This window comes from Mycobacterium sp. NGS17 (genome assembly GCF_059813205.1).
Genome location: NZ_JCALED010000016.1, coordinates 1 through 22,641, shown reverse-complemented (window position 1 = coordinate 22,641; position 22,641 = coordinate 1). Strand labels below are relative to the sequence as shown.

Sequence of the window (22,641 nt, the reverse complement as noted above, 5' to 3'; positions counted from 1 at the left end):
GACCCACCCGACAAGATCCTCACGATAACCTGTTGTTAACGCCACCAATTCCTTAATTGTGTGGGCGAGAGCATAGCGAGCAACACCAGCCCGATACGCAGAAGAATCCAGGAGAGTTCGATGACCTCAGCGACCATTCCCGGTTTGGACACAGCACCCACGAACCACCCGGGCCTGTTGTCATGGGTGCAGGAGGTCGCCGAGCTCACCCAGCCCGACCGGGTCGTTTTCGCTGACGGCTCCGACGAGGAGTTCAACCGGCTGGCCACGCACCTGGTCGAGGCCGGCACCCTGACGAAGCTGAACGAGAAGAAGCACCCCAACTCCTACCTGGCGCTGTCCGACCCGTCCGACGTGGCGCGGGTGGAGTCGCGGACCTTCATCTGTTCCGAGCGCCAGATCGACGCCGGGCCGACGAACAACTGGATGGACCCCTCCGAGATGCGGGCCACCATGACCGATCTCTACCGCGGCTGCATGCGCGGCCGCACCATGTGGGTGGTGCCGTTCTGCATGGGCCCGCTGGGCGCCGACGACCCCAAGCTGGGTGTGGAGATCACCGACTCCGAGTACGTCGTCATCTCGATGAAGGTGATGACCCGGATGGGCAAGGCCGCCCTGGAGAAGATCGGCGACGACGGATTCTTCGTCAAGGCGATGCACTCGGTGGGCGCTCCGCTGGAGCCGGGCCAACAGGACGTGCCGTGGCCCTGCAACGACACCAAGTACATCACCCACTTCCCGGAGACCCGCGAGATCATGAGCTACGGCTCGGGCTACGGCGGGAACGCGCTGCTGGGCAAGAAGTGCTACTCGCTGCGCATCGCCTCGGCGATGGCCCACGACGAGGGCTGGCTCGCCGAGCACATGCTGATCCTCAAGCTCATCTCCCCGGAGAACAAGGCCTACTACTTCGCCGCGGCGTTCCCGTCAGCGTGCGGCAAGACGAACCTCGCCATGCTGCAGCCGACCATCCCGGGCTGGCGCGCCGAGACCCTCGGCGACGACATCGCCTGGATGCGGTTCGGCAAGGACGGCCGCCTGTACGCGGTCAACCCCGAGTTCGGTTTCTTCGGCGTCGCGCCGGGGACCAACTGGAAGTCCAACCCCAACGCGATGCGCACCATCGAGGGGGGCAACACCGTCTTCACCAACGTGGCGCTCACCGACGACAACGACGTGTGGTGGGAGGGCCTCGAGGGCGAGCCGGAGCACCTGACCGACTGGAAGGGCCGCGACTGGACGCCCGATTCCGGCGAGAAGGCCGCCCACCCCAACTCGCGCTACTGCACCCCGATGTCGCAGTGCCCGATCCTGGCGCCGGAGTGGGACGACCCGCAGGGCGTACCGATCTCCGGCATCCTGTTCGGCGCGCGCCGCAAGACGACGGTGCCGCTGGTGACGCAGGCCCGCGACTGGCAGCACGGCGTGTTCATGGGAGCCACCATGGGCAGCGAGCAGACCGCCGCCGCCGAGGGCAAGGTCGGCACCGTGCGCCGCGACCCGATGGCCATGCTGCCGTTCCTGGGCTACCACGTCGGTGACTACTTCCAGCACTGGATCGACCTGGGCAAGAACTCCGACGAGTCGAAGATGCCGAAGGTGTTCTTCGTCAACTGGTTCCGCCGCGACGAAGACGGTGGCTTCCTGTGGCCGGGCTTCGGCGAGAACAGCCGGGTGCTCAAGTGGATCGTGGACCGCATCGAGCACCAGGCCGGCGGCCAGGACACCCCGATCGGCATCGTGCCGACGGCCGACGATTTGGACCTGGACGGCCTGGACGTCGACGGCGATGACGTGGCCAAGGCGCTCGCCGTCAACCCGGCGGAGTGGCGCGAGGAACTGCCGCTGATCGAGGAGTGGTTCGAGTTCGTCGGCGACAAGCTGCCCACCGGTGTGCGCGACGAGTTCGAGGCGCTCAAGCAGCGGCTGTCCGAAGCGCGTTAAAGCCGCGCGGTGACGTAGGCCTCAGCCGCTAATCGCCTGCCGCCGTAGCGATCTGGGCAGGTAGACCGCTCCCGCCCCGGAGCTGGCCGCCAGGTCGCCCGGATTGGAGATCGCGCAGCGCTTCAGTGACAGGCAGCCGCAGCCGATGCACGAATCCAGGTTGTCGCGCAGCGCGATCAACCCGGCGATCTGATCGTCGAGGCGCGCGCGCCAAATTTTGGACAGCCGGCCCCAATCAGCTCGGGTCGGGGTGCGCCCGTCCGGAAGTGTGGCGAGTGCGTCGGCGACCTCATCCAGGCTCAGGCCGACGTTGCGGGCGGCCTTGATGAAGGCCAGGCGTCGCAGCATCTGACGATCGAAGCGGCGCTGACCGCCGGCGGTCCGGGTCGCCGTGATCAGCCCCTGACTCTCATAGAACCGGATCGCCGATGCCGCGAAGCCGCTGCGCTTCGCTATCTCACCGACGGTGAACAAGTCTCGCTTATCCATTGTGGCCTTCTCGAATTCGTGACTTGACTTAAAGTTTACTTCAACTATCAGTATGGGGGGATTACTCAATCCGAACAGCGACCCGTCGCTATTGTCACCGGCACCTCGCGCGGCTTCGGACGTGCGGTCTCCGCCGCCCTGCTCGACCGCGGTTGGACGGTCGTCGGCGATGCCCGACGCGCCTACGAACTGGAATCAACTGCCCGAGAACTGAATTCACCGAACTTCATCACGCTGGCCGGTGACGTCACCGACGCGTCGCACCGTGCCGACGTGGTGGCGGCCGCGCTAGCCGCCGGGCCGCTTGGCCTGTTGGTGAACAACGCCAGTCGGCTGGGGCCCAGCCCGCAACCGGTCCTCGCCGATTACCCCGCGAGCGAATTGTGGACGGTGTACCAGACGAACCTGTTCGCGCCGCTGGCCCTCATCCAGGCGACACTGCCGGCGCTCGCCGAAAACGGCGGCGCGATCGTCAATCTGACCTCCGACGCCGCCGTCGAACCGTACCCGGGCTGGGGCGGATACGGCTCGTCGAAGGCCGCACTCGACCAGCTCTCGGCCGTCCTCGCCGCCGAGAAGCCCACGGTGCCCGCGTACGCCTTCGACCCGGGTGACATGCGCACCGAGATGCACCAGGCCGCCTTCCCGGGCGAGGACATCTCCGACCGTGCCGAGCCGGAGGCGAAAGTGCCGGCGCTACTGCGATTGCTTGACACCCGGCCCCCCGCGGGCCGCTATCGCGCCGCGGACCTGGCGCCATCCGGAGCGGCGCGATGACCCTGACGGCCCCGCACACCCGCTTCCACCGCCCCCCGAACTCCGATGCCATCGAGCCGCCCGAAGCGCACGGCGTCGCCCGCGACGGCGTCAAGCTACTGATCGCTCGCCCCGACGGCGTCAGCCATGCCCGCTTCGCCGACCTCGTCGATCACCTGCGCCCGGGCGATCTGCTGGTGGTGAATAACTCCGCCACCATGCCGGCCGCCGTGGACGGCCGCCGCGACGGGCGGCCCATCGCAGTGCACTTCTCTACCCGGCGCGCCGAGAGGGTCTGGGTGGTCGAACTGCGGCCTGCGGGAGAAGCGGCCGGACACCTCCCAGACGTCCGGCCGGGCGAACGCATCGACATGCCGGGCGGCGGCGCGTTGGTCGTCGAGGCCTCCTACCCGCAACCCGGGATCAGCGGCGCGCGGTTGTGGTCCGCGCGAGTCGTCGTAGAGGGAGACGTCGCGTCGTATCTGGCCCGCCACGGCCGGCCCATTCGGTACGCGTACGTGCCACGGCCGTGGCCGCTGCGCTACTACCAGACCGTGTTCGCCCGGCACCCGGGCAGTGCCGAAATGCCCAGCGCGGCCCGTCCTTTCAGCACCGAATTGGTCACCGCCCTGGTTTCCGCGGGCATCGCGATCGCACCGATCACGCTGCACGCGGGGGTGTCGTCGGCCGACGCCGGCGAGCCACCGACTCCCGAGCCCTTCGCCGTACCGGCCGCGACCGCGCGACTGGTGAACGTCACGCGCACGACCGGCGGGCGGGTGATCGCGGTGGGAACGACGGTGACGCGCGCTCTGGAGTCCGCGGCCACCGCGGACGGCGCGGTGCGGCAGGTGGACGGCTGGACGGACCTCGTGCTCGGCCCTGGCCGGCCGTGCCGGGTGGTCGACGGCCTGATCACCGGCTGGCACGACGCCGGCGCCTCGCACCTGCTGTTGCTGGAGGCGGTCGCCGGCCCCGAGCTGGTCGGGCTGGCGTATCGGGAGGCAGTGGAGCACGGCTACCTGTGGCATGAATTCGGCGACAGCGCGCTGCTACTGCCCGCACCGGAGCCCACTTAACACCTGTCAAGTTTCGCGGCGGTACAGTTTGCGCATGCAGATCCGCCCCTACATCGGCGCCGACAAACCTGCTGTCATCCTGTACCCGTCCGGAACGGTCGTCACCTTCGACGACCTCGAGGCGCGCGCCAATCGACTGGCGCACCGGTTCCGCGCCGCGGGCCTGCGCGAAGGCGACACCGTCGCAATCCTGATGGAGAACAACGAGCACATCCACGCGGTGATGTGGGCGGCTCGTCGCAGCGGGTTGTACTACGTGCCGATCAACACGCACCTGACCGCGGCAGAGGCCGCCTACATCATCGACAACAGCAGCGCCAAGGCCATCATCGGCTCGGCGGCGCTGCGTGACACCCTCGCCGGCCTCGGCGAGCATTTGCCGGGCGGGCTACCCGAGCTGCTGCTGATTGCTGACGGCGACCTGCCGGGCTGGGAGCGCTACCCGGAATGCGTTGCCGGGCAGCCCGATACACCGATCGATGACGAAGTCGAGGGCGACCTGCTGCAGTACTCGTCGGGCACCACCGGCCGGCCCAAGGGCATCAAACGCGAATTGCCGCACGTGCCACCGGCCGACGCGCCCGGCATGATGTCCGCACTCGTCGGCTTCTGGATGACGCCCGACTCGATCTATCTCAGCCCCGCGCCGCTGTACCACACGGCGCCCTCGGTGTGGTCGATGAGCGCGCAGGCCGGCGGCATCACCACGGTGGTGATGGAGAAGTTCGACGCCGAAGGATGCTTGGACGCCATCGCGCGCCACCGAGTCACGCATGGCCAGTTCGTCCCGGCGATGTTCACCCGCATGCTGAAACTGCCTGACCGGGTGCGTCATTCGTACGACCTGTCCAGCCTGCAGCGGGTGATGCACGCGGCGGCCCCGTGTCCGGTGGAGATCAAGAAGCAGATGATCGACTGGTGGGGGCCGATCATCGACGAGTACTACGCGTCCTCGGAAGCGCACGGCTCGACGCTGATCACGGCCGAGGACTGGCTGGCGCACCCGGGTTCCGTCGGCAAACCCATGGGCGGCGCCGTACACATCCTCGACGAACACGGCGACGAGTTGCCACCCGGGCAGGCCGGCGAGATCTACTTCGAAGGCGGCTATTCCTTCGAATACCTCAATGACGAGGCGAAAACCGCCTCATCGCGCGACAAGCACGGCTGGGCCACGGTCGGGGACATCGGCTACCTCGACGACGAGGGTTACCTGTACCTGACCGACCGGCGGCACCACATGATCATCTCCGGCGGAGTGAACATCTACCCGCAGGAAGCCGAGAACCTTCTGGTCACCCACCCGAAGGTGTTGGACGCCGCGGTGTTCGGGGTGCCCGACGACGAAATGGGCCAGCGCGTGGTGGCGGCCGTGCAGACCGTCGACGCCGCCGATGCCACCGACGGATTCGCCGAGGAGTTGACGGCGTGGCTGCGAGACCGGTTGGCGCACTACAAGTGCCCGCGATCGATCGCCTTCGAAGCACAGCTGCCGCGCACCGACACGGGCAAGCTCTACAAGAACGGGCTGATCGAGAAGTACTCGGTGTGACCGATGCTCCGGGTGGTCGACCTGTCGAAGGCGCCGCACGACGGCCCGGCGTCGCCGCCCGGGGTGATCGTCGCCGTCGGCTCGGCCACCGACATCGCCGACGCTGAATTCTGGCTCGACGCAGCGACTTTCACGCTGACCGAGGATCGCTGCGCCGACCGGCGCGTGGTCACCGTCGCGTCGGTGCCGGCGACCGTGGCGGAGCTGACGGCACGCTGTCAACGCTGGCCGCACGCCAGCGGGGTCTGTGATGACGTGCTGCGCGCGGTGGATCCGCGGGGCTCGACGCTGGCTGGGGTGACGACGGAGTCGTTGGCGTACTCGACCCTGCAGGCCGGCCCGGAGTTCGCGCGGTGGTTACGCGAGCGGGGCCCGGTCCGGATGCCCGAGATCCCCGACCCGGTGCGGGCGACCCGCGACGGCGACGTTGTGCGTATCGCGTTCAACCGGCCGCAGCGGCACAACGCGTTCTCCACCGATGCGCGCGCGGCGCTGCTGGAGGCCCTGACGGTGGCTCAGCTGGACCCGTCGGTCACCGGCATCGTGTTGAGCGGCAACGGTCCGTCGTTCTGCAGCGGTGGGGACCTGGCCGAGTTCGGCACGTTCGCCGACCCGGCGAGTGCGCACCTGGCGCGTACCCGCCACAGCCCCGCCCTGGCGCTCGACGCGCTGGCCACCAGGCTCGGCCGCGCATGCCGGGCCGAAGTGCACGGGCGGGTTATGGGCAGCGGACTGGAGATGGCGGCGTTTTGCGGGTGGGTCACCGCCCGCAATGACGCGATGTTCGGGCTACCCGAGCTGGCGTTGGGCCTGCTCCCCGGAGCCGGTGGCACCGTCAGCGTCACACGGCGGATCGGCCGTTGGCGCACAGCGTATCTCGTATTGTCCGGTCGCACCGTCGATGCGGAAACCGCGTTGGCCTGGGGGCTGGTGGACGAGGCCTGGGGTCAGAAGCCCGAATAGGTGGTGGTGGTCGTGGACGGGATGGAAGAGACGATCGCCGCGAACATGGCGAACCACAGCACGACGCCGATCACCGCGGCGGCGGCGCCCACGACCGCACCGATGATGGCCCACTTCTTGGCGTTGTTGGACGCCTCATAGGCCTCGGCGTACCGGCCCTGGGCCCACAGCCCGGACACCTTGTTGGAGTAGACGATCGACACGATCCCGAAAGGCAGGCAGCACAGCACCGTGCACAGGATCGCCCAGACCAGATAGTTCTCGGGCTCCTGCATTCCCGGCTGCTGCGCCGGCCATCCCGCCGGTGGCGGCTGGCCCTGCCATCCCGGTGGGTACTGAGCTTGCCACCCGGCGGGCCGCTGGCCTTGCCACTCCGGTTGTTGGCCTTGCCATTCCGGTTGCTGCGCTGGCCATTCCGGCGAACCTCCGGGCGGCACGGGAGGATAACTCATGGCGGCTGCCTTTCCCTTTGGTTCAGAGTCAGGTAAATATACTCCCAAACTATGTTCTCGGGCCGCGAGATTGGTGAGCCGGATCAGACGCCGCCGCGCGTCACCAGTTGCCGGGCAATCACATTTCGCTGGATCTCGTTCGTGCCTTCGCCGACGATCATCAACGGTGCGTCCCGGAAGTAGCGTTCGACGTCGTATTCGGTGGAATAGCCGTATCCGCCGTGTATTCGCACCGCGTTCAGCGCGATCTCCATGGCGACCTCGGAGGCAAACAATTTCGCCATGCCGGCTTCCATGTCGCAGCGTTCGCCACTGTCGTACCGCTCGGCGGCATACCGGGTGAGCTGGCGGGCCGCGGTGAGTTTGGTGGCCATGTCGGCCAGGTAATTACCGATCGACTGGTGCTGCCAGATCGGCTGGCCGAAGCTCTCCCGCTGCTGGGCATAAGCCAGCGCGTCCTCGAGCGCCGCGGTGGCCACCCCCAGGGCACGAGAGGCCACCTGGATACGTCCCGTCTCGAGTCCCTTCATCATCTGCGAAAAGCCTTCGCCCGCAACGCCTCCCAGCAGCGCCGTGCGGGGTGTCCGGAAGTTGTCGAACGACAGCTCGCACGACTCGACGCCCTTGTAGCCCAGCTTCGGCAGATCCCGCGACACCGTCAGGCCCGGGCCGTGCTCGACGAGCACGATCGAGATGCCCTTGTGGCGCGGTGTGGCATCCGGATCGGTCTTACACAGCAGCGCGATCAGTCCGGAACGGCGCGCGTTGCTGATCCAGGTCTTGGATCCGTTGATCACCAGCCCGTCGGCATCGGGCAGCGCGGTGGTCGTCATGTTCTGCAGATCCGAGCCGCCGCCGGGCTCGGTCAGCGCCATGGTGGCGCGCACCTCTCCGCTGGCCATCCGCGGCAGGTAAGTCCGCTTCTGATCCTCGGTGCCGAACAGCGTCAGCAGTTTGGCGACAACGGTGTGCCCGCCCATCGCACCGGCCAGGCTCATCCAGCCGCGCGCCAGTTCCTCGGTGACCCGCACGTAGCACGGCATGGACACCGGCGACCCGCCGTATTCCTCCGGAACGGCCAGGCCGTAGATGCCGATCCGCTTCATCTGGTCGATCCACGCCTCGGGGTAGGTGTTGGCGTGCTCGACCTCGCGAATGCTCGGTTTGACGTCGCGGTCGATGAACGCCCGCACCGTGGCGACCAGCATCTCTTCTTCGTCGTTCACCTGCGATCACCTTCCAGCCCTGATGGTGGCGACCCGCTTCGCCCGGCTTCGCCGCACTCGCGATCGCCACGAGCCCAGATGGTGGCGACCCGCTTCGCCCGGCTTCGCCGCACTCGCGATCGCCACGAAGTTGACCCTCGATTCCACAGCCTGCCAGCATGGGGCGTTGTGACGAGTGACGGGTATGCGGGGATTCGCGAGGGGGGACCCTACTTCGACGACCTGTCGGTTGGGCAGGTGTTCGACTGGGCGCCGTCGATGACGTTGTCGTCGGGGCTGGCCGGCGCCCATCAGGCCATCGTGGGCGACCGGTTGCGCCTGGCGCTGGACGCTGACCTGTGCGGCGCGGTGACGGGCCTACCGGCGCCGCTGGCCCACCCGGGGCTGGTGTGCGACGTGGCGATCGGGCAGTCGACGTTGGTGACCCAGCGGGTCAAGGCCAACCTGTTTTATCGCAACCTGGTGTTCCACCGGTTCCCGGTGATCGGCGATTCCCTCTACACCCGCACCGAAGTGGTTGGGCTGCGCGCGAATTCGCCCAAGCCGGGCCGGGCGCCGACGGGCCTTGCGGCGCTGCGGATGATCACGATAGACCAGGCCGATCAGCTGGTGCTCGACTTCTACCGCTGCGGCATGCTGCCCGCCAGCCCGGATTGGCGGCCGGAGGACGGGCCCGACGACGATCTGTCGGCCATCGGCGCCGACGTGCCCGGCCCGGCCCACGATCCGACCGCGCAGTGGGACGGAAAGGTGTTCCGCGACAAGGTGCCCGGGCCGCACTTCGATGCCGGCTTGGCGGGCTCGGTGTTGCACAGCACCGCCGACGTGGTCAGCAGCGCACCCGAACTGGCCCGGCTCACCCTGAATATCGCTGCCACGCATCACGATTCGCGAGTCGGTGGGCGCCGGCTCGTGTACGGCGGGCATACCATCGGGCTGGCTTTGGCGCAGGCGAGCAGGCTGCTGCCCAATCTGGTCACGGTGCTGAACTGGCAGTCCTGCGACCACACCGGACCCGTGCACGAGGGCGACACCCTGTACAGCGAGCTGCACATCGAATCCACGGAGCCGGCCGATCACGGCGGCGTGTTGGGGCTGCGGTCGCTGGTGTACGCCGTCGGCGACGCAGAACCGGACCGTCCGGTGCTGGACTGGCGGTTTCACGCGCTGCAGTTCTGAGGCCGCCGTGCGCCACGCGCACAATGGGGTCGTGAGCTCGGCCGCAACCAACTGGGGCAGCAGCGGGCTGGCCTACTTGACCGGCCTGCCCGACGGTCCCGCCGACTTCTCCCGCGCCAGCGTGCTGGCCCGCGCGCACCAGGTCGCGACGGCCATCGGCGGCGGACTGGGTATCGACGTCGACGCGGTGAGCCTGCTGACCGGGCGGGCCGCACTGCTGGGGCTGACTCGTCGCGGTCGGGTGTCGCCGGGCGGCGGCACCCGCCTGTTCGCCGCCCGGGACGGCTGCTGCGCGCTCACCCTCTCGCGGCCCGACGACCTCGCCGCCGTCCCGGCCCTGCTGCAGGTCGACGACGTCGACGCCGACCCGTGGCCGGTGTTGGGGCGCTGGGTGGCGGCCCGTCCGGTGGCCGAAATCGTCGAGCGGGCGGCGCTGCTCGACCTTCCGGTGGCGGGCCTGGGCGAGGCCGCGCCCGCGCCGCCGCGGATACGCGTGACAGGACCGCGGTCGGCGCCGCGCGTGTTACCGGGCCTGCTGGTGGCCGACCTGTCCTCGATGTGGGCGGGGCCGCTGTGCGGGCGGCTGCTGGCCCGCGCCGGAGCGACCGTCGTCAAGGTCGAAAGCCCGCGCCGCCGAGACGGTACCCGGGCCGGCCATCCGGCCTTCTTCGATTGGATCAACGGCCAAAAGCTTTGTTACGAAGCCGATTTCGACAGCCAGGCCGACGAACTGCGTGACCTGCTCGCGGCCAGCGACGTCGTCATCGAGGGCTCGCGCCGCGCGGCGCTGGCGCGCCGGGGCCTCGGGCCCGATGACATCGCCCCACGCGCGGGTCGAATCTGGTTGCAGATCACCGGATATGACGGCCGCCGGCCGGGATTCGGGGACGACACCGCGGTGGCCGGCGGACTGGTCGGCACCAGCGCCGGCGGGCCGGTGTTCTGCGGCGACGCCATCGCCGACCCGTTGACCGGGCTCGAGGCGACGCTCGCGGTGGCCAAATCCCTGGCCCGCGGTGGCGGCGAGTTGATCGGCGTGTCCATGGCCGGGGTCGCCGCGACCTACGCGGCCCTGCCGGTCGAGGCGTCGGCGTCGTCGGCGCCGGTGTCTGCACCGTCGGCCCCGCCGGCGTCGGGTCCGGCATCCGGGCCGGGCGCCGACAACGCGGCGGTGCGCCATTTGGTGAGCCAAAGGCGCGTGCTGTCATGCTGATTCAGCGGGCAACCCTGCTGGACGGCACCACGACAGACATCCGGGTGGGCGCGCTGATCGAGGAGATGGCGCCGCCGGGGGAGGGTCTGGTGCCCCGGGCGGGCGAGGGTGTGCTGTACGCGGGCGGCGGCGCCGTCCTGCCCGGGCTACACGACCACCATGTGCACGTGCGTTCTGCGGCCTCGGCGCTCGATTCGTTCTTCGTCGGGCCGCCGGGGGTCAGCAACGCGTCGCAGCTCACGCAATTGCTCGCGAACGCCACCCCGGGACCCGACGGCTGGATTCGCGCTGTGGGATACCACGATTCGGTTGCCGGAGAACTCGATCGGGGCACCCTCGACGCCATCGTTTCGCACGTGCCGGTGCGCATTCAGCACCGCAGCGGGGCGCTGTGGATCCTCAATTCCGAGGCGCTGGGCCGCGTCGGCCTGGCCGATCATCCCGATGGGCGGCTGCGCAGCGCCGACCGGGGCTGGTCGCTGGCGCTGCAGCGGCGCGAAACCGATCTGGCCGAATTGAGCCGCCGGATCACCGCGACCGGTGTCACCGGCGTCACGGACGCAACCCCCGATCTCGATGCCGACGACATGGAGTCGCTGACGGCGGCGCACCAGCGCGGCGAGTTCCGGCCCCGGCTGAGTTTCCTGTCGCCGGGCAAGAAGATCCTGCACGACGACCGCCTCGACCTCGATGCCCTCACGGAATGGATTGCGCGCCAACATGACAGTGGACAACCGGTCGCGGTGCACTGCGTGACCGCGGCACAGCTGGTGGTGGCCCTAGCGGCGCTGCGCGCGGCCGGCGGCCATCCGAAGGACCGCATCGAACACGCCGCCGTGGTGCCCGACGACAACCTGGCCGACCTGGCCGACCTCGGGGTCACGGTGGTGACGCAGCCCAACTTCGTCGCCGAGCGCGGCGATCAGTACCTCGCCGAAGTCCCCGTCGCCGAGCACGATCAGCTGTGGCGCGTCGCCTCCCTGCGCTACGCGAGGGTGCCGGTCGCGCTGTCCACCGACATGCCGTTCGGCCATGGCGACCCATGGACGGCGATGCGCGCCGCGGTCCACCGCACCACTCCGCGGGGCGCCGTGCTGGGGGCGCGCGAATGTGTCTCTGCGCGAGAGGCTTTGACGATGTTTCTGGGCAGGGCCGATCAGCCCGGCCGGCCACGCACCGTGGAGATCGGGCAGCCGGGCGACCTGTGCGTGCTCAACGAGCCGCCGGCTACGGCGCTGGCGGCCCTGGACGCGGGGCTGGTGGCGGCCACCATCATCGGTGGCGAGCTGGTGTACTTCGCGATGTGAGGCGGATCAAGCGGCGGGGGCCAACGCCGCCCGAAGACTGTCGCATTGGCTGTCGAAAAACCGCTGGGACACTTGGGCTTTCGGCAAAATCAGGTCGAAACCGTGGAAGGCGCCCGGAATGGTTTCCACCTGGCACGGCACCCCCGCGGCGCGCAGGCGCTCGGCGTAGGCCAGGTTTTCGTCGTGGAACAGGTCATGCGTACCCACCCCGATCCAGGCCGGCGGCAATCCGCCCAGGTCGTCGCGGCGGCCGGGGACGGCCACCTGCGGGTCGGCGTCGCCCAGGTAGGCCGCCCAGCCGAACCTGTTGCTGCGGTTGTCCCACAGCCGGTAGTTCGCATTGGGCGCGGTGGCCGAACTGCGGTCGTCGAGCATGGGATAGGTCAGCAGCTGGAACGCCGGGTTCACCTCGGCACGGTCGCGGGCCAGCAGGGCCAGGGCCGCCGCGAGCCCACCGCCGGCGCTGGCGCCGCCGATGGCGATGCGGTAGCGGTCCACCGATGGCAGCCCGGCCAGCCAGGTGAGTGCCGCATAGCAGTCTTCCAGCGGGGTGGGATAGGGATGTTGGGGCGCCAGGCGGTATTCGACCGAGGCGACGGTGATGCCCAACCGCCTGCTGAATCGGCTGCAGAGCCGGTCGTCCTGCTGGGCGGTGCCGATCACGTATCCGCCACCATGGATCCACAACAGCGCAGGGGTGGCCTCGGTGGCCCCCGCGGGCCGGAACAGCCGGACGCCGGCCCCGGAACCGAGCGTGATCGCCTCGACGCCGGCGACGGGCTTGCCGAGGCGCCCCCGCCACGCCATCCCCACCCGCATCAGCGGCAGGGTGCGCGGACTGACGAGCCGCCGCGGAGCGAAGCGGGCAAATCGCTGCAGGTCGGGATGAACATCGTTGTTCGTCACCGGACAAGTATCACCGACGCGGAAAATCAAGGGACGGCGATGCGTGGTCCGCCGTACCCACTAGGACTTCAGGAGGCAGCGTGACCGTCGACAATCCCCGGCTGGCTTCGCGGTTGGTCGATACGGCTCTCGGGGCGATCCGGGTGCAGGTGAGTGCGGGGACCGGGCCCGCCGTCCTGATGTGGCCCAGCCTGTTGATGACTGGCGATCTGTGGGCCGGCCAGGCCGCACGCTTCGGCGACTCACACCGCCTGGTGCTGATCGATCCGCCCGGCCACGGGCGCAGTGCGCCGCTGCGCGCGATGTTCAGCTTCACCGACTGCGCGCGCTGCGTCGTCGAACTACTGGACGGCCTCAACATCGACAGGGCGCATTTCGTCGGCAACTCGTGGGGCGGGATGATCGGCGGCACCTTCGCCGCCCTCTACCCCGACCGCGTCGACCGCGCGGTGCTGATGAATTGCACGGCCTCGAAAGCGCCTGTCGTGCAACAGGTGCAGTACGCTGCCATGCTCCGGGTGGCGAGGCTGCTGGGCGGCATCCGGCCGCCGCTGACCCGCTCGGCCGTCCGCGCCTTCTTGGGCCCGACGACGCTGCGCACCCGCCCGGACGTGGTGGCGACGGTGCGGGCAGCCGTGCAGTCGGTGAACACCGATTCGGTCCGTTGGGCGGTGCGCAGCGTGGTGTCCGCCCGACCCGACCAGCACGCCCTGCTGGGTCGCGTCACGGCCCGGGTGCTGGTGGTCGCGGGCGCTGAAGACGCCACCTTCCCGGTGCGCGAGACGCGGGCGATGGCCGACTCCATCGGCGGCGCATGCTTCACCGTGCTCGACGGGGTGGCCCACCTGGCGGCGCTGGAAGATCCCGCGCGGGTCAACGAGCTGCTGGACGCATTCCTGTTCGGCTGATTTGGACAGGATTCGCAGCGGCGAAAAGCCCTGCCGGCGGCCATGATTCGGGCGCTATCGGTTGCGCGGTGGCCACGCCGGTCTGCCGCCGATCGCCGCCGTGGGTGAACCACGCCCGGCGCTGCAACGTAGCCGCAGGAAGGGCCTTGAAAGAGAGGGGGATTAACCGAGCCACGATCGGGGTATCGGAGCAGTGCTGGCGCACGTGCTTGCCGTCAGCTTGTTGGGGTTTGCCGGTACGTCGCCGCAACGTCCTTCGGGGGGACCGAGCGCCGGTGCGCCGCCCGATCGGCCAGGACGCGAGGGACGTGAAATGCTTGGGCAACTCTACGATCGGGCACTCGGCGGCGAGCGATGTTGGATCCGTCATGACGACGGCGAACTGCGGCCACTGCCGACGCACAAATGGTTGGGTGTGCGATGTCCCGGTGATGGATCTGGTGGCGCCTTCGACGAAATCTTCGACGAAGCCGTCACGCAGATGTGCACCGGGCCGACGATCGAGTTGGGCTGCGGCCCGGGCCGATTGGTGGCGAGGCTGATCCGGCGGGGCATCCCGGCGCTCGGCATCGACCGGTCTGCGACCGCGATTCAGCTGGCGGGCCGCGGCGGTGCGCCGGCCCTGTTGGGCGATGTGTTCGAGCCGCTGCCGGGAATGGGCCTGTGGCAGACGGTTTTGCTGGTCGATGGCAATGTCGGGCTGGGTGGGGATCCGCTGCGAATTCTCCGGCGCGCCTTCGAACTGCTGGCCCGCGGTGGCCGTTGCATTGCCGAATTCGACGCCGAGGCCATCGGGATCTGTTCGCGATGGGTCCGGCTGGAGGCGTCGGGCGAGGTCGGCCCCTGGTTTCGCTGGGCATCCGTCGGGGTGGACAGCGCTGCCGCGCTGGCCGCGCAGGTGGGGCTCACGCTGACCGGCGTCAGCCTGGTCGGTGGCCGGGTGATCGCCGACCTGACGGTCAGGTAAGCGTGTCGTACACAGCAACATGCGTCGCAGGCTGAAAACCGCGAAAGGCGGTTCAAGCAGCGTAAATACCGCCTGCAACGTGCGCACTGGGCAAAGCGTTTTCGCTGCCGTCGCCCGTTCGACGGAAACGTCAGTTTGTCAATCGCGGTGAGGGGTACAGTCCCCTCCATGACGGTGACTGGACCGGGCATTACCAATTGCGTGAAATGGTTGCTGCGGGCCCGCCCCGGCGACTATGCGCTGGCGTTGAGCGTGGCGGGGACTTCGCTGCCCGTGGTCGGCAAGCATCTCGAACCCCTGGGTGGCCTGACCGCCATGGGCGTCTGGGGAGCCCGGCACGCTCCGGAGGCGATCTCCGCGGCGACCAGGGACTGGTTCACGCCGGGGATCAGCGACGTACGCCGCCGCGACCGCGAAAGCACGCAACGGGTATCCCTCGCCGCGCTACGCGGGGTCGTGTCGGCAGCCGATCTCGAGACGGACTGGCCCGTCGCCGCAAAGACACCGCCGATCTGGGCGGGCCTGCGCCAGCGCCGCTATCTCTACCGCCGCGCCGTGCACTACGGCGACCACCCCGATCAGGTGCTCGACGTCTGGCGGCGCCAAGACCTGCCCGCGCAGCCCGCGCCGGTCCTGATCTTCCTGCCGGGCGGCGCCTGGGTGCACGGCAAGTGCATGGGTCAGGGTTCGGCGCTCATGTCGCGGCTCGCGGAGCAGGGCTGGGTGTGCCTGGCGGTCAACTACCGCGCCGCCCCGCACCACCGCTGGCCACGCCACATCATCGACGTCAAAACCGCCATCGCCTGGGCACGAGCCAACGTCGACAAGTTCGGCGGTGACCGCGATTTCGTGGCGATAGCGGGATGTTCGGCCGGCGGCCACCTGTGCGCGCTGGCCGGGCTCACGCCCGACGATCCGCAGTTTCAGGCCAAGCTGCCCGAGGGCGCGAACACCTCCGTGGACGCGGTCGTCGGGATCTACGGCCGCTACGACTGGGAGGATCGCTCGACGCCGGAGCGCGAACGGTTCGTCGAGTTCCTGGAGCGCATCGTGGTGAAGAAGTCGATCGCGCGGCGCCCCGACATCTTTCACGACGCATCGCCGATCGCGCGTGTGCACCGCAACGCGCCGCCCTTCCTGGTCATTCACGGCAGCAAAGACTCGGTGATACCCGTCGAACAGGCACGCAGCTTCGTCGAGCGGCTTCGGGCGGTATCGCATTCGATGGTCGGCTACCTCGAATTCCCCGGCGCCGGCCACGGGTATGACCTCGTCGACGGCGAGCGCGCCGCCGCCGCCGCGCACGTCACCTCGTTGTTCCTCAACCAGATCTACCGCACCAAGACACGCGTCGGGGCAAAAGAGGTCATCTGAACGTCGCCGCTGAGTATGGTCCCTCTATGGGCAAGGGGCAGCGGTGAAGAGGCTTAGCGGGTGGGACGCCGTACTCCTGTACAGCGAAACGCCGAACGTCCACATGCACACCATCAAAGCGGCCGTGATCGAGCTGGACGCCGACCGCCGCTCGCTGAACGTCGACACGTTTCGCGAAGTCATCGCCGGGCGGCTGAACAAGCTCGATCCGTTCTGCTACCAGCTCGTCGAGGTGCCGCTGCACTTACACCACCCGATGTGGCGAGAGAACTGCGACCTGGACCTGGACTATCACATCCGCCCCTGGCGGGTGTCGCCGCCAGGGGGCCGGCGCGAACTGGACGAGGCCATCGGGCAGATCGCCAGCACGCAACTCGACCGCAGCCGTCCGCTGTGGGAGATGTACTTCGTGGAGGGTTTGGCCAACAACCGGATCGCGGTCGTCGGCAAAATCCATCACGCGCTGGCCGACGGCGTCGCGTCCGCGAACCTGTTGGCCCGGGGCATGGACCTGCAGCCCGGCCCGGAGGGCGGTCCGTACGTGTGCGACCCGGCGCCCACCACGCGGCAGCTGATGGCATCGGCATTCGCCGACCACATGCGCCATGTCGGAGCGCTGCCCCACACCTTCCGCTACACCGCCCAGGGCCTGGGCCGGGTGCGCCGCAGCTCCCGCAAACTCTCCCCGGAACTGACGCGGCCGTTCGAGCCGCCGCCGACCTTCATGAACCACAAGATCACCCCGGAACGGCGGTTCGCGACCGCCACCCTGGCCCTGGCCGACGTCAAGGAGACCGGCAAGCGGCTCGGGGCGACGATCAACGACATGGTGCTGGCCATGGCGACCGGCGCCCTTCGCACCCTGCTGTTGCGATACGACGGCAAGGCCGAACCGCTGCTCGCGTCGGTGCCGATGAGTTTCGACTTCTCGCCCGAACGGATCTCGGGCAATCGCTTCACCGGCGTACTGGTGGGCCTGCCGACGAACTCCGACGATCCGCTGGAGCGGGTGCGGTGCTGCCACGAAAACGCCATCGCCGCAAAGGAAAGCAACCAGCTGATGGGGCCGGAGCTGGTCAGCAGGTGGGCGGCCTACATGCCACCGGCGCCCACCCAGGCCTTCTTCCGCTGGGCCTCCGGTCGCGACGGACACAACAAGATCCTCAACCTGAACATCTCCAACGTGCCCGGCCCCCGGGAACGCGGCCGGGTGGGCGGGGCACTGGTCACCGAGATCTATTCGGTGGGCCCGTTGACCGCCGGCAGCGGCCTCAACATCACCGTGTGGAGTTACGTCGATCAGCTCAACATCTCGGTGCTCTCGGACGGCTCCACGCTCGAGGACCCGCACGAGGTTTCCGACGCCATGGTCGCCGACTTCATCGAGATACGCAGGGCCGCAGGGCTTTCCGAGAACCTAACGGTCATCGAAGCGGCAATGGCTCCGGCGTGATCGACACGGATTCCTGGCCGACTCGGCGTTGGCGGTAAGCCGAATCTCTTTGGGCTGTTAACGCCATTTCCGCCGACCGTTACCATCGGTCCGACAGGAGCTATCCCAGAGCCACCGATCCGTGTAAGGAGCCGCGGCACCGTGAGCAGTGGAAATCAAGAGGCCGGCACCGAAGAACCCGAAGTTCTGGTCGAACAACGGGATCGAATCCTCATCATCACGATCAACCGGCCCAAGGCCAAGAATGCGGTCAACTCCGCGGTGGCCAATGGCCTGGCCGCGGCCGTGGATCGGCTCGACAACGAGACCGGCCTCTCGGTGGGCATCCTGACCGGCGCGGGCGGTTCGTTCTGCGCCGGCATGGACCTCAAGGCCTTCGCCCGCGGCGAGCTTCCCATCGTCGAGGGCCGGGGTATGGGCTTCACCGAGCGTCCCCCGGTCAAGCCGCTGATCGCCGCGGTGGAGGGCTACGCGCTGGCCGGCGGTACCGAGCTGGCGTTGGCCACCGACCTGATCGTGGCATCGAAGGACGCCGCGTTCGGCATTCCGGAAGTCAAGCGTGGGCTGGTCGCCGGTGGCGGCGGGCTGCTGCGGCTGCCGCAGCGCATCCCGTCCGCGATCGCCATGGAACTGGCGCTGACCGGCGAGAACCTGAGCGCCGAGCGCGCGCATGCGCTGGGCATGGTGAACGTGCTGGCCGAGCCGGGCGCCGCGCTGGACGCCGCGGTCGAGCTGGCCGAAAAGATCGCGGCGAACGGGCCGCTCGCGGTGGCGGCCACCAAGCGGATCATCGTGGAGTCCCGGGGCTGGAGCCCCGACGAGATGTTCGCCGAGCAGAACAAGCTGCTGACTCCGGTGTTTTCCTCCAACGACGCCAAGGAGGGTGCCATCGCGTTCGCCGAGAAGCGCCCACCCAAGTGGACTGGCACCTGATATCAGGCGGTTCAAAGCTGTTGTGCCGCAAGGCTTGCGATAGTTGTGAGCGCGCAACTGCGCCGAGTTCCAGCAGCGGGACGGCCACGCGCATCGAGCGCCTGGCCGCGCCGCCACGCCCGGGTGATGCAGCGGGCGACCGGTGCCGGGTCCGCGGAATGTTGCGTGATCTAAACTACAGACGGGCATGACACTTTTGGCCGGCTTTGTAACGTGTTGATACCGGAGAAAGACCGAGATGAGCATTTCGCTGCTGCTCGAGATGGCCGCGTCGGACAGCGCGGAGCGCACCGCGGTGGTGTCCGGAGACCTGCGGCTGAGCACGCAACAGCTCAGCGATCTTGCCGACGGCGGCGCGGGGGTGATCGCCGCATCGAATGCCAAGCACGTCGCGTACGTGGGCACCGGCGGCGCGATGCTGCCGGTGCTGATCTTCGCCGCGGCGCGCGCCGGGGTGACCTTCACCCCGATCAATTACCGGCTCTCCGCCGAGGGGATCCAGGCGCTGATCGAGCGGCTGCCCGACCCGTTGGTGATCGTCGACAGTCGCTACCGCGACGCCGTCGGCGACGTGTCGGACCGGATGATGGTGTCCGACGATTTCCTGGCGGCCGCGCGCACCGCCGAACCGGCCACTGAAGGCCTCGCGTTCCCCGACCCGGACTCCGTCGCGATCGTGCTGTTCACCTCGGGCACCACGTCGCAGCCCAAGGCCGTCGAACTCTCGCACAACAACCTGACCAGTTACGTCACCGGCACGGTGGAATTCGGGTCGGCCGCCGGCACCGACGCCGCCCTGATCTGCGTGCCGCCGTATCACATCGCCGGGGTCAGCGCCGCGCTGTCGAATATCTATGCCGGCCGCAAGATGGTGTACCTGCCGAATTTCGATGCGCGGGAATGGGTTCGGCTGATCAACGCCGAGAAGGTGACCACCGCGACGGTGGTGCCGACCATGCTGGACCGCATCGTCACCGTGCTGGAGAACGGCGACGGGACGGCCATCGAGCTGCCGTCGTTGCGCAACCTGGCCTACGGCGGCTCCAAGGTCGGGCTGCCGCTGGTCCGCCGTGCACTCGAGCTGCTGCCCGACGTGGGCTTCGTCAATGCGTACGGCCTGACCGAGACCAGCTCGACGATCGCGGTGTTGACGCCCGACGACCATCGCGCGGCGCAGGCGGCGGATACGCCCGATGTCGCCCGCCGGCTGGGATCGGTGGGCCGAGCGGTCGCCGGCATCGAGCTGCAGATCCGCGACGAGGCCGGCCATGTGCTGCCGCCGGGTGCGACGGGCGAGCTGTTTGTGCGGGGCGAGCAGGTGTCGGGCCGCTACACCGGGATCGGTTCGGTGCTCGACGAAAACGGCTGGTTTCCCACCAAGGACATCGCCATGCTCGACGACGAGGGCTACCTGTTCATCGGCGGGCGCAGCGACGACACCATCATCCGCGGCGGCGAGAACATCGCGCCCGCCGAGCTGGAAGAGGTCCTGGTCGAGCACCCCCACGTGCGTGACGTCGCCGTGGTTGGTGTCGAGGACCCGCAGTGGGGGCAGGCGATCGTCGCGGTGGTGGTGCCCGCCGCGGGCGTGGAGCCCGACCCCGAAGAATTGCGCGACTTCGTCCGCAAGAGTTTGCGCGGATCGCGCACTCCCGACGAGGTAGTGTTTCGCGACGAGCTGCCCACCACCGCCACCGGCAAGGTCTTGCGGCGGGAAATCATCCAGACCCTGACCGGATTGCGCGCCGCGCCGGCCCAGCAGTAAGCGATCAAGGACGGAAATCAATGATCAAGAACGGAACTCGTCTCGCCAGCCAGGTCTGTGACACCCAGGTGATCGTCGTCAGAAGTTCCGACAGCCTGGACGATCTGCGGTGTGGGGGTGCGCCGATGGTGCCGGTCGGTGGCGAGCGGTCGGGCGAACTGGACCCGGCGTTCGCCGGCGGCACGGTGATGGGCAAGCGCTACGTCGACGAAACCGGTGCCGAGGTACTGGTGACCAAGCCGGGTGCGGGAAGCCTGAGCATCGGGCAGACCGCCCTGCAGCTCAAAGAGGTCAAGCCGTTACCGGCCAGCGACTGAGCCGCCCTGCTTTCCGGAAATCTTGTTCCGGGCGACGAATTCCTTTGCCTTGATCAGGAATTCGAGCTGCTCGCCCACCTGGTGTAGCGGGCCCGCATTGCGCGTTGAGCGGGAGAGCACGATGGCGCCCTCCAGCGCGGCGATCGACATCACGGCCAGCGACGCGGCATCGGCCTGCTCGAAGCCGTCGTTGACGAATGCGCGGGTGAGCGCGGTGCACCAACGGCCCAGGATCGCGCCGGCCTCGGTGGAGAGCTTAGGGCCGTCGTCGTCCGAACAGCCGATCGCCGCCGCCACGACCGGGCAGCCGGCGGTGAATCCGCCCTCGGTCAGCAGCCGCTCCCAGAACCCGACGAATTCCTGCAACAACACCCGGGCGCCCCGGCCGGCGGCCTCGTCGATGATGGCCGTGATCGAGTCACCGGAGTACCGCAGCGCCTCGGTCAGGATCTGGTTGCGCCCGTCGGGAAAGTGGTAATAAACCGAACCGCGTGGGGCGCCGCTGCGGGCGAGCACGGCGTCGATGGTGACGCCCGCGGCTCCTCGTTCGCGCATCACCTCGGCGGCGCTGGCCAACATTTTCGTCCGGGTGCCCCCACGTTTCGCCGGGGCTTGGTCCGGCGCGGCCTTCCCGATAGTCGGCGTTCGAGTACCTTCCATGGCCCGACTCATGCAGCGTGCGAATGCCGCAACGCCGGCCAGTGCATTTGGCGTGGGGTTAAGCGAAATGTGCGGCGCCGCAAGTCCGGCATCTCGCGGGTGAATTGGTAGCCGGCGACGTTGAGCTCGATGATCCACATGATGTTCTCCCGGCCTGTGTAGGGCCCTAGATTATGCTATGAACCATATAAGACATTTGTAAATTAATCTATTTCTCAGGCGCGGTGTGACGTAAGTCGCAAAATCTTCTGCCTGGTGGACGAGGCCGCCGCTTACGTGCACCTAAACAAGTCCGAGATTATGTCTTATTGCATAATTCATAGATTTCCGCTTCACTGGGCGGATGGTCAGCAGCCCCGAGCCCCCGCCCCTGCCGGAACTGGACACCGTGGCGCTGCGGCGCGACGGCCATGTCCTACTCATCGGGCTGAACCGACCGCACAAACGCAACGCGTTGGACCGGGCGATGCTCGCCGACCTTTCCCGCGCCTACGGCGTGCTGGAGTCCGATCCCTCGGTGCGGGCCGGCGTGCTGTTCGCGCAGGGCGACCACTTCACCGCAGGTCTGGATCTGGTCGACGTCGGCCCGGGGATCGCGAGCGGGGAGCTGTCCTTTCCGGACGATGGCCGCGATCCCTGGCGCCTCGACGGCACCTGGACCACGCCACTGGTCGCCGTGGCGCACGGCTGGTGCATGACGCTGGGCATCGAGTTGTTGCTGGCCGCAGACATCCGCATCGCGGCGACCGGCACCCGGTTCACACAGCTGGAGGTGCAGCGCGGGATCTATCCGTTCGGCGGTGCGACGATCCGCCTGCCCCGAACCGCCGGGTGGGGCAACGCGATGCGCTGGCTGCTCACCGGCGAGGAGTTCGACGCCGCCGAGGCGCACCGCATCGGACTGGTCCAGGAGGTGGCCGACGACGCCGCGGCGGGCCTGGCCCGGGCTCGCGACATCGCGCACACCATCGCCGATCGCGCCGCGCCGCTGGGTGTGCGGGCGACGCTGGAGTCGGCCCATCTGGCGCGCGATCGCGGGGAAGCTGCGGCGATCGAACGGCTACGCCCGGCCGTCATCGAACTCTTCGCCAGCCAGGACGCCGCCGAGGGAGTGCAGTCGTTCGTCGAACGCCGCGACGCCCAGTTCTGCGGCCGCTGACCGGGCTCGAGCGTCACGCGAGCGTGGTACGGGACG

The 22,641-nt window shown here is 68.6% G+C and carries 21 protein-coding genes; 16 read left to right on the top strand and 5 right to left on the bottom strand.

What is annotated here, in order from left to right; genetic code table 11:
• Positions 1-120 precede the first annotated feature (120 nt).
• Positions 121-1,947 (top strand): phosphoenolpyruvate carboxykinase (GTP), encoded by a 1,827-nt coding sequence (locus AC5Y7E_RS23910; RefSeq protein WP_499917732.1) that lies wholly within the window; start codon positions 121-123, stop codon positions 1,945-1,947.
• A gap of 21 nt (positions 1,948-1,968) precedes the next feature.
• Here AC5Y7E_RS23910 and soxR read toward each other — a convergent pair whose 3' ends face one another.
• Positions 1,969-2,436: a redox-sensitive transcriptional activator SoxR gene (gene soxR, locus AC5Y7E_RS23905; protein ID WP_499917733.1), complete on the bottom strand. Its 468-nt coding sequence runs from the start codon at positions 2,434-2,436 to the stop codon at positions 1,969-1,971.
• A 60-nt stretch (positions 2,437-2,496) separates the two neighbouring features.
• Here soxR and AC5Y7E_RS23900 point away from each other — a divergent pair, with 60 nt between their 5' ends.
• The 4 genes from AC5Y7E_RS23900 to AC5Y7E_RS23885 are packed head-to-tail and all read left to right on the top strand — an operon-like array spanning position 2,497 to position 6,786.
• Positions 2,497-3,213, top strand: coding sequence for an SDR family NAD(P)-dependent oxidoreductase (locus AC5Y7E_RS23900; RefSeq protein ID WP_499918226.1), 717 nt, complete (start codon positions 2,497-2,499; stop codon positions 3,211-3,213).
• Positions 3,210-4,271: an S-adenosylmethionine:tRNA ribosyltransferase-isomerase gene (locus tag AC5Y7E_RS23895; RefSeq protein WP_499917734.1), complete on the top strand. Its 1,062-nt coding sequence runs from the start codon at positions 3,210-3,212 to the stop codon at positions 4,269-4,271. The genes AC5Y7E_RS23900 and AC5Y7E_RS23895 overlap by 4 nt, the downstream gene beginning before the upstream one ends.
• A 34-nt stretch (positions 4,272-4,305) precedes the next feature.
• Positions 4,306-5,823 (top strand): fatty-acid--CoA ligase FadD4, encoded by a 1,518-nt coding sequence (fadD4, locus tag AC5Y7E_RS23890; RefSeq protein WP_499917735.1) that lies wholly within the window; start codon positions 4,306-4,308, stop codon positions 5,821-5,823.
• A gap of 3 nt (positions 5,824-5,826) precedes the next feature.
• Positions 5,827-6,786 (top strand): enoyl-CoA hydratase/isomerase family protein, encoded by a 960-nt coding sequence (locus AC5Y7E_RS23885; RefSeq protein WP_499917736.1) that lies wholly within the window; start codon positions 5,827-5,829, stop codon positions 6,784-6,786.
• Here AC5Y7E_RS23885 and AC5Y7E_RS23880 read toward each other — a convergent pair.
• Entirely contained in the window at positions 6,771-7,238 is a 468-nt protein-coding gene (locus AC5Y7E_RS23880; protein ID WP_499917737.1) for a CD225/dispanin family protein, read from the bottom strand. The genes AC5Y7E_RS23885 and AC5Y7E_RS23880 overlap by 16 nt on opposite strands.
• Before the next feature lie 83 nt (positions 7,239-7,321).
• A complete protein-coding gene (locus AC5Y7E_RS23875) occupies positions 7,322-8,464 on the bottom strand; it encodes an acyl-CoA dehydrogenase family protein (protein WP_499917738.1) in 1,143 nt (380 codons plus the stop codon).
• A gap of 168 nt (positions 8,465-8,632) precedes the next feature.
• On the opposite strand from AC5Y7E_RS23875, the gene AC5Y7E_RS23870 reads away from it, so the two are divergent.
• The 3 genes from AC5Y7E_RS23870 to AC5Y7E_RS23860 are packed head-to-tail and all read left to right on the top strand — an operon-like array spanning position 8,633 to position 12,163.
• Entirely contained in the window at positions 8,633-9,643 is a 1,011-nt protein-coding gene (locus AC5Y7E_RS23870) for a MaoC family dehydratase (protein ID WP_499917739.1), read from the top strand.
• A gap of 31 nt (positions 9,644-9,674) precedes the next feature.
• Entirely contained in the window at positions 9,675-10,856 is a 1,182-nt protein-coding gene (locus AC5Y7E_RS23865) for a CoA transferase (protein WP_499917740.1), read from the top strand.
• Positions 10,850-12,163: an amidohydrolase family protein gene (locus AC5Y7E_RS23860; protein ID WP_499917741.1), complete on the top strand. Its 1,314-nt coding sequence runs from the start codon at positions 10,850-10,852 to the stop codon at positions 12,161-12,163. Before AC5Y7E_RS23865 ends, AC5Y7E_RS23860 begins: the two co-directional genes overlap by 7 nt.
• Positions 12,164-12,169: 6 nt before the next feature.
• Here the strand turns inward: AC5Y7E_RS23860 and AC5Y7E_RS23855 are convergent, their stop codons facing one another.
• Positions 12,170-13,069: an alpha/beta hydrolase gene (locus AC5Y7E_RS23855; RefSeq protein ID WP_499950927.1), complete on the bottom strand. Its 900-nt coding sequence runs from the start codon at positions 13,067-13,069 to the stop codon at positions 12,170-12,172.
• 179 nt (positions 13,070-13,248) lie between these two features.
• Here AC5Y7E_RS23855 and AC5Y7E_RS23850 point away from each other — a divergent pair, with 179 nt between their 5' ends.
• From AC5Y7E_RS23850 to AC5Y7E_RS23820, 7 genes are all read left to right on the top strand, one after another.
• Positions 13,249-13,977, top strand: coding sequence for an alpha/beta fold hydrolase (locus AC5Y7E_RS23850; protein ID WP_499918227.1), 729 nt, complete (start codon positions 13,249-13,251; stop codon positions 13,975-13,977).
• A gap of 313 nt (positions 13,978-14,290) precedes the next feature.
• Positions 14,291-14,944, top strand: a complete 654-nt coding sequence (locus tag AC5Y7E_RS23845) for a class I SAM-dependent methyltransferase (RefSeq protein ID WP_499917743.1) — start codon at positions 14,291-14,293, stop codon at positions 14,942-14,944.
• Positions 14,945-15,112: 168 nt separating this feature from the next.
• Positions 15,113-16,318, top strand: coding sequence for an alpha/beta hydrolase fold domain-containing protein (locus AC5Y7E_RS23840; protein WP_499917744.1), 1,206 nt, complete (start codon positions 15,113-15,115; stop codon positions 16,316-16,318).
• Positions 16,319-16,361: 43 nt separating this feature from the next.
• Positions 16,362-17,771: a WS/DGAT/MGAT family O-acyltransferase gene (locus tag AC5Y7E_RS23835; protein ID WP_499917745.1), complete on the top strand. Its 1,410-nt coding sequence runs from the start codon at positions 16,362-16,364 to the stop codon at positions 17,769-17,771.
• Positions 17,772-17,912: 141 nt separating this feature from the next.
• On the top strand, positions 17,913-18,704 hold the full coding sequence (locus tag AC5Y7E_RS23830; RefSeq protein WP_499917746.1) for a crotonase/enoyl-CoA hydratase family protein: 792 nt from the start codon (positions 17,913-17,915) through the stop codon (positions 18,702-18,704).
• Positions 18,705-18,942: 238 nt separating this feature from the next.
• The gene (locus AC5Y7E_RS23825; protein ID WP_499917747.1) at positions 18,943-20,469 is read left to right on the top strand and encodes a class I adenylate-forming enzyme family protein; all 1,527 of its coding nucleotides are present in this window, start codon (positions 18,943-18,945) and stop codon (positions 20,467-20,469) included.
• Positions 20,470-20,489: 20 nt separating this feature from the next.
• Entirely contained in the window at positions 20,490-20,786 is a 297-nt protein-coding gene (locus AC5Y7E_RS23820) for a hypothetical protein (RefSeq protein WP_499917748.1), read from the top strand.
• On the opposite strand, the gene AC5Y7E_RS23815 is transcribed toward AC5Y7E_RS23820, so the two are convergent.
• Positions 20,769-21,446 (bottom strand): TetR/AcrR family transcriptional regulator, encoded by a 678-nt coding sequence (locus AC5Y7E_RS23815; RefSeq protein WP_499917749.1) that lies wholly within the window; start codon positions 21,444-21,446, stop codon positions 20,769-20,771. The genes AC5Y7E_RS23820 and AC5Y7E_RS23815 overlap by 18 nt on opposite strands.
• A 343-nt stretch (positions 21,447-21,789) precedes the next feature.
• Here AC5Y7E_RS23815 and AC5Y7E_RS23810 point away from each other — a divergent pair, with 343 nt between their 5' ends.
• Positions 21,790-22,605, top strand: coding sequence for a crotonase/enoyl-CoA hydratase family protein (locus tag AC5Y7E_RS23810; protein WP_499917751.1), 816 nt, complete (start codon positions 21,790-21,792; stop codon positions 22,603-22,605).
• The last annotated feature ends 36 nt before the right edge of the window (positions 22,606-22,641 follow it).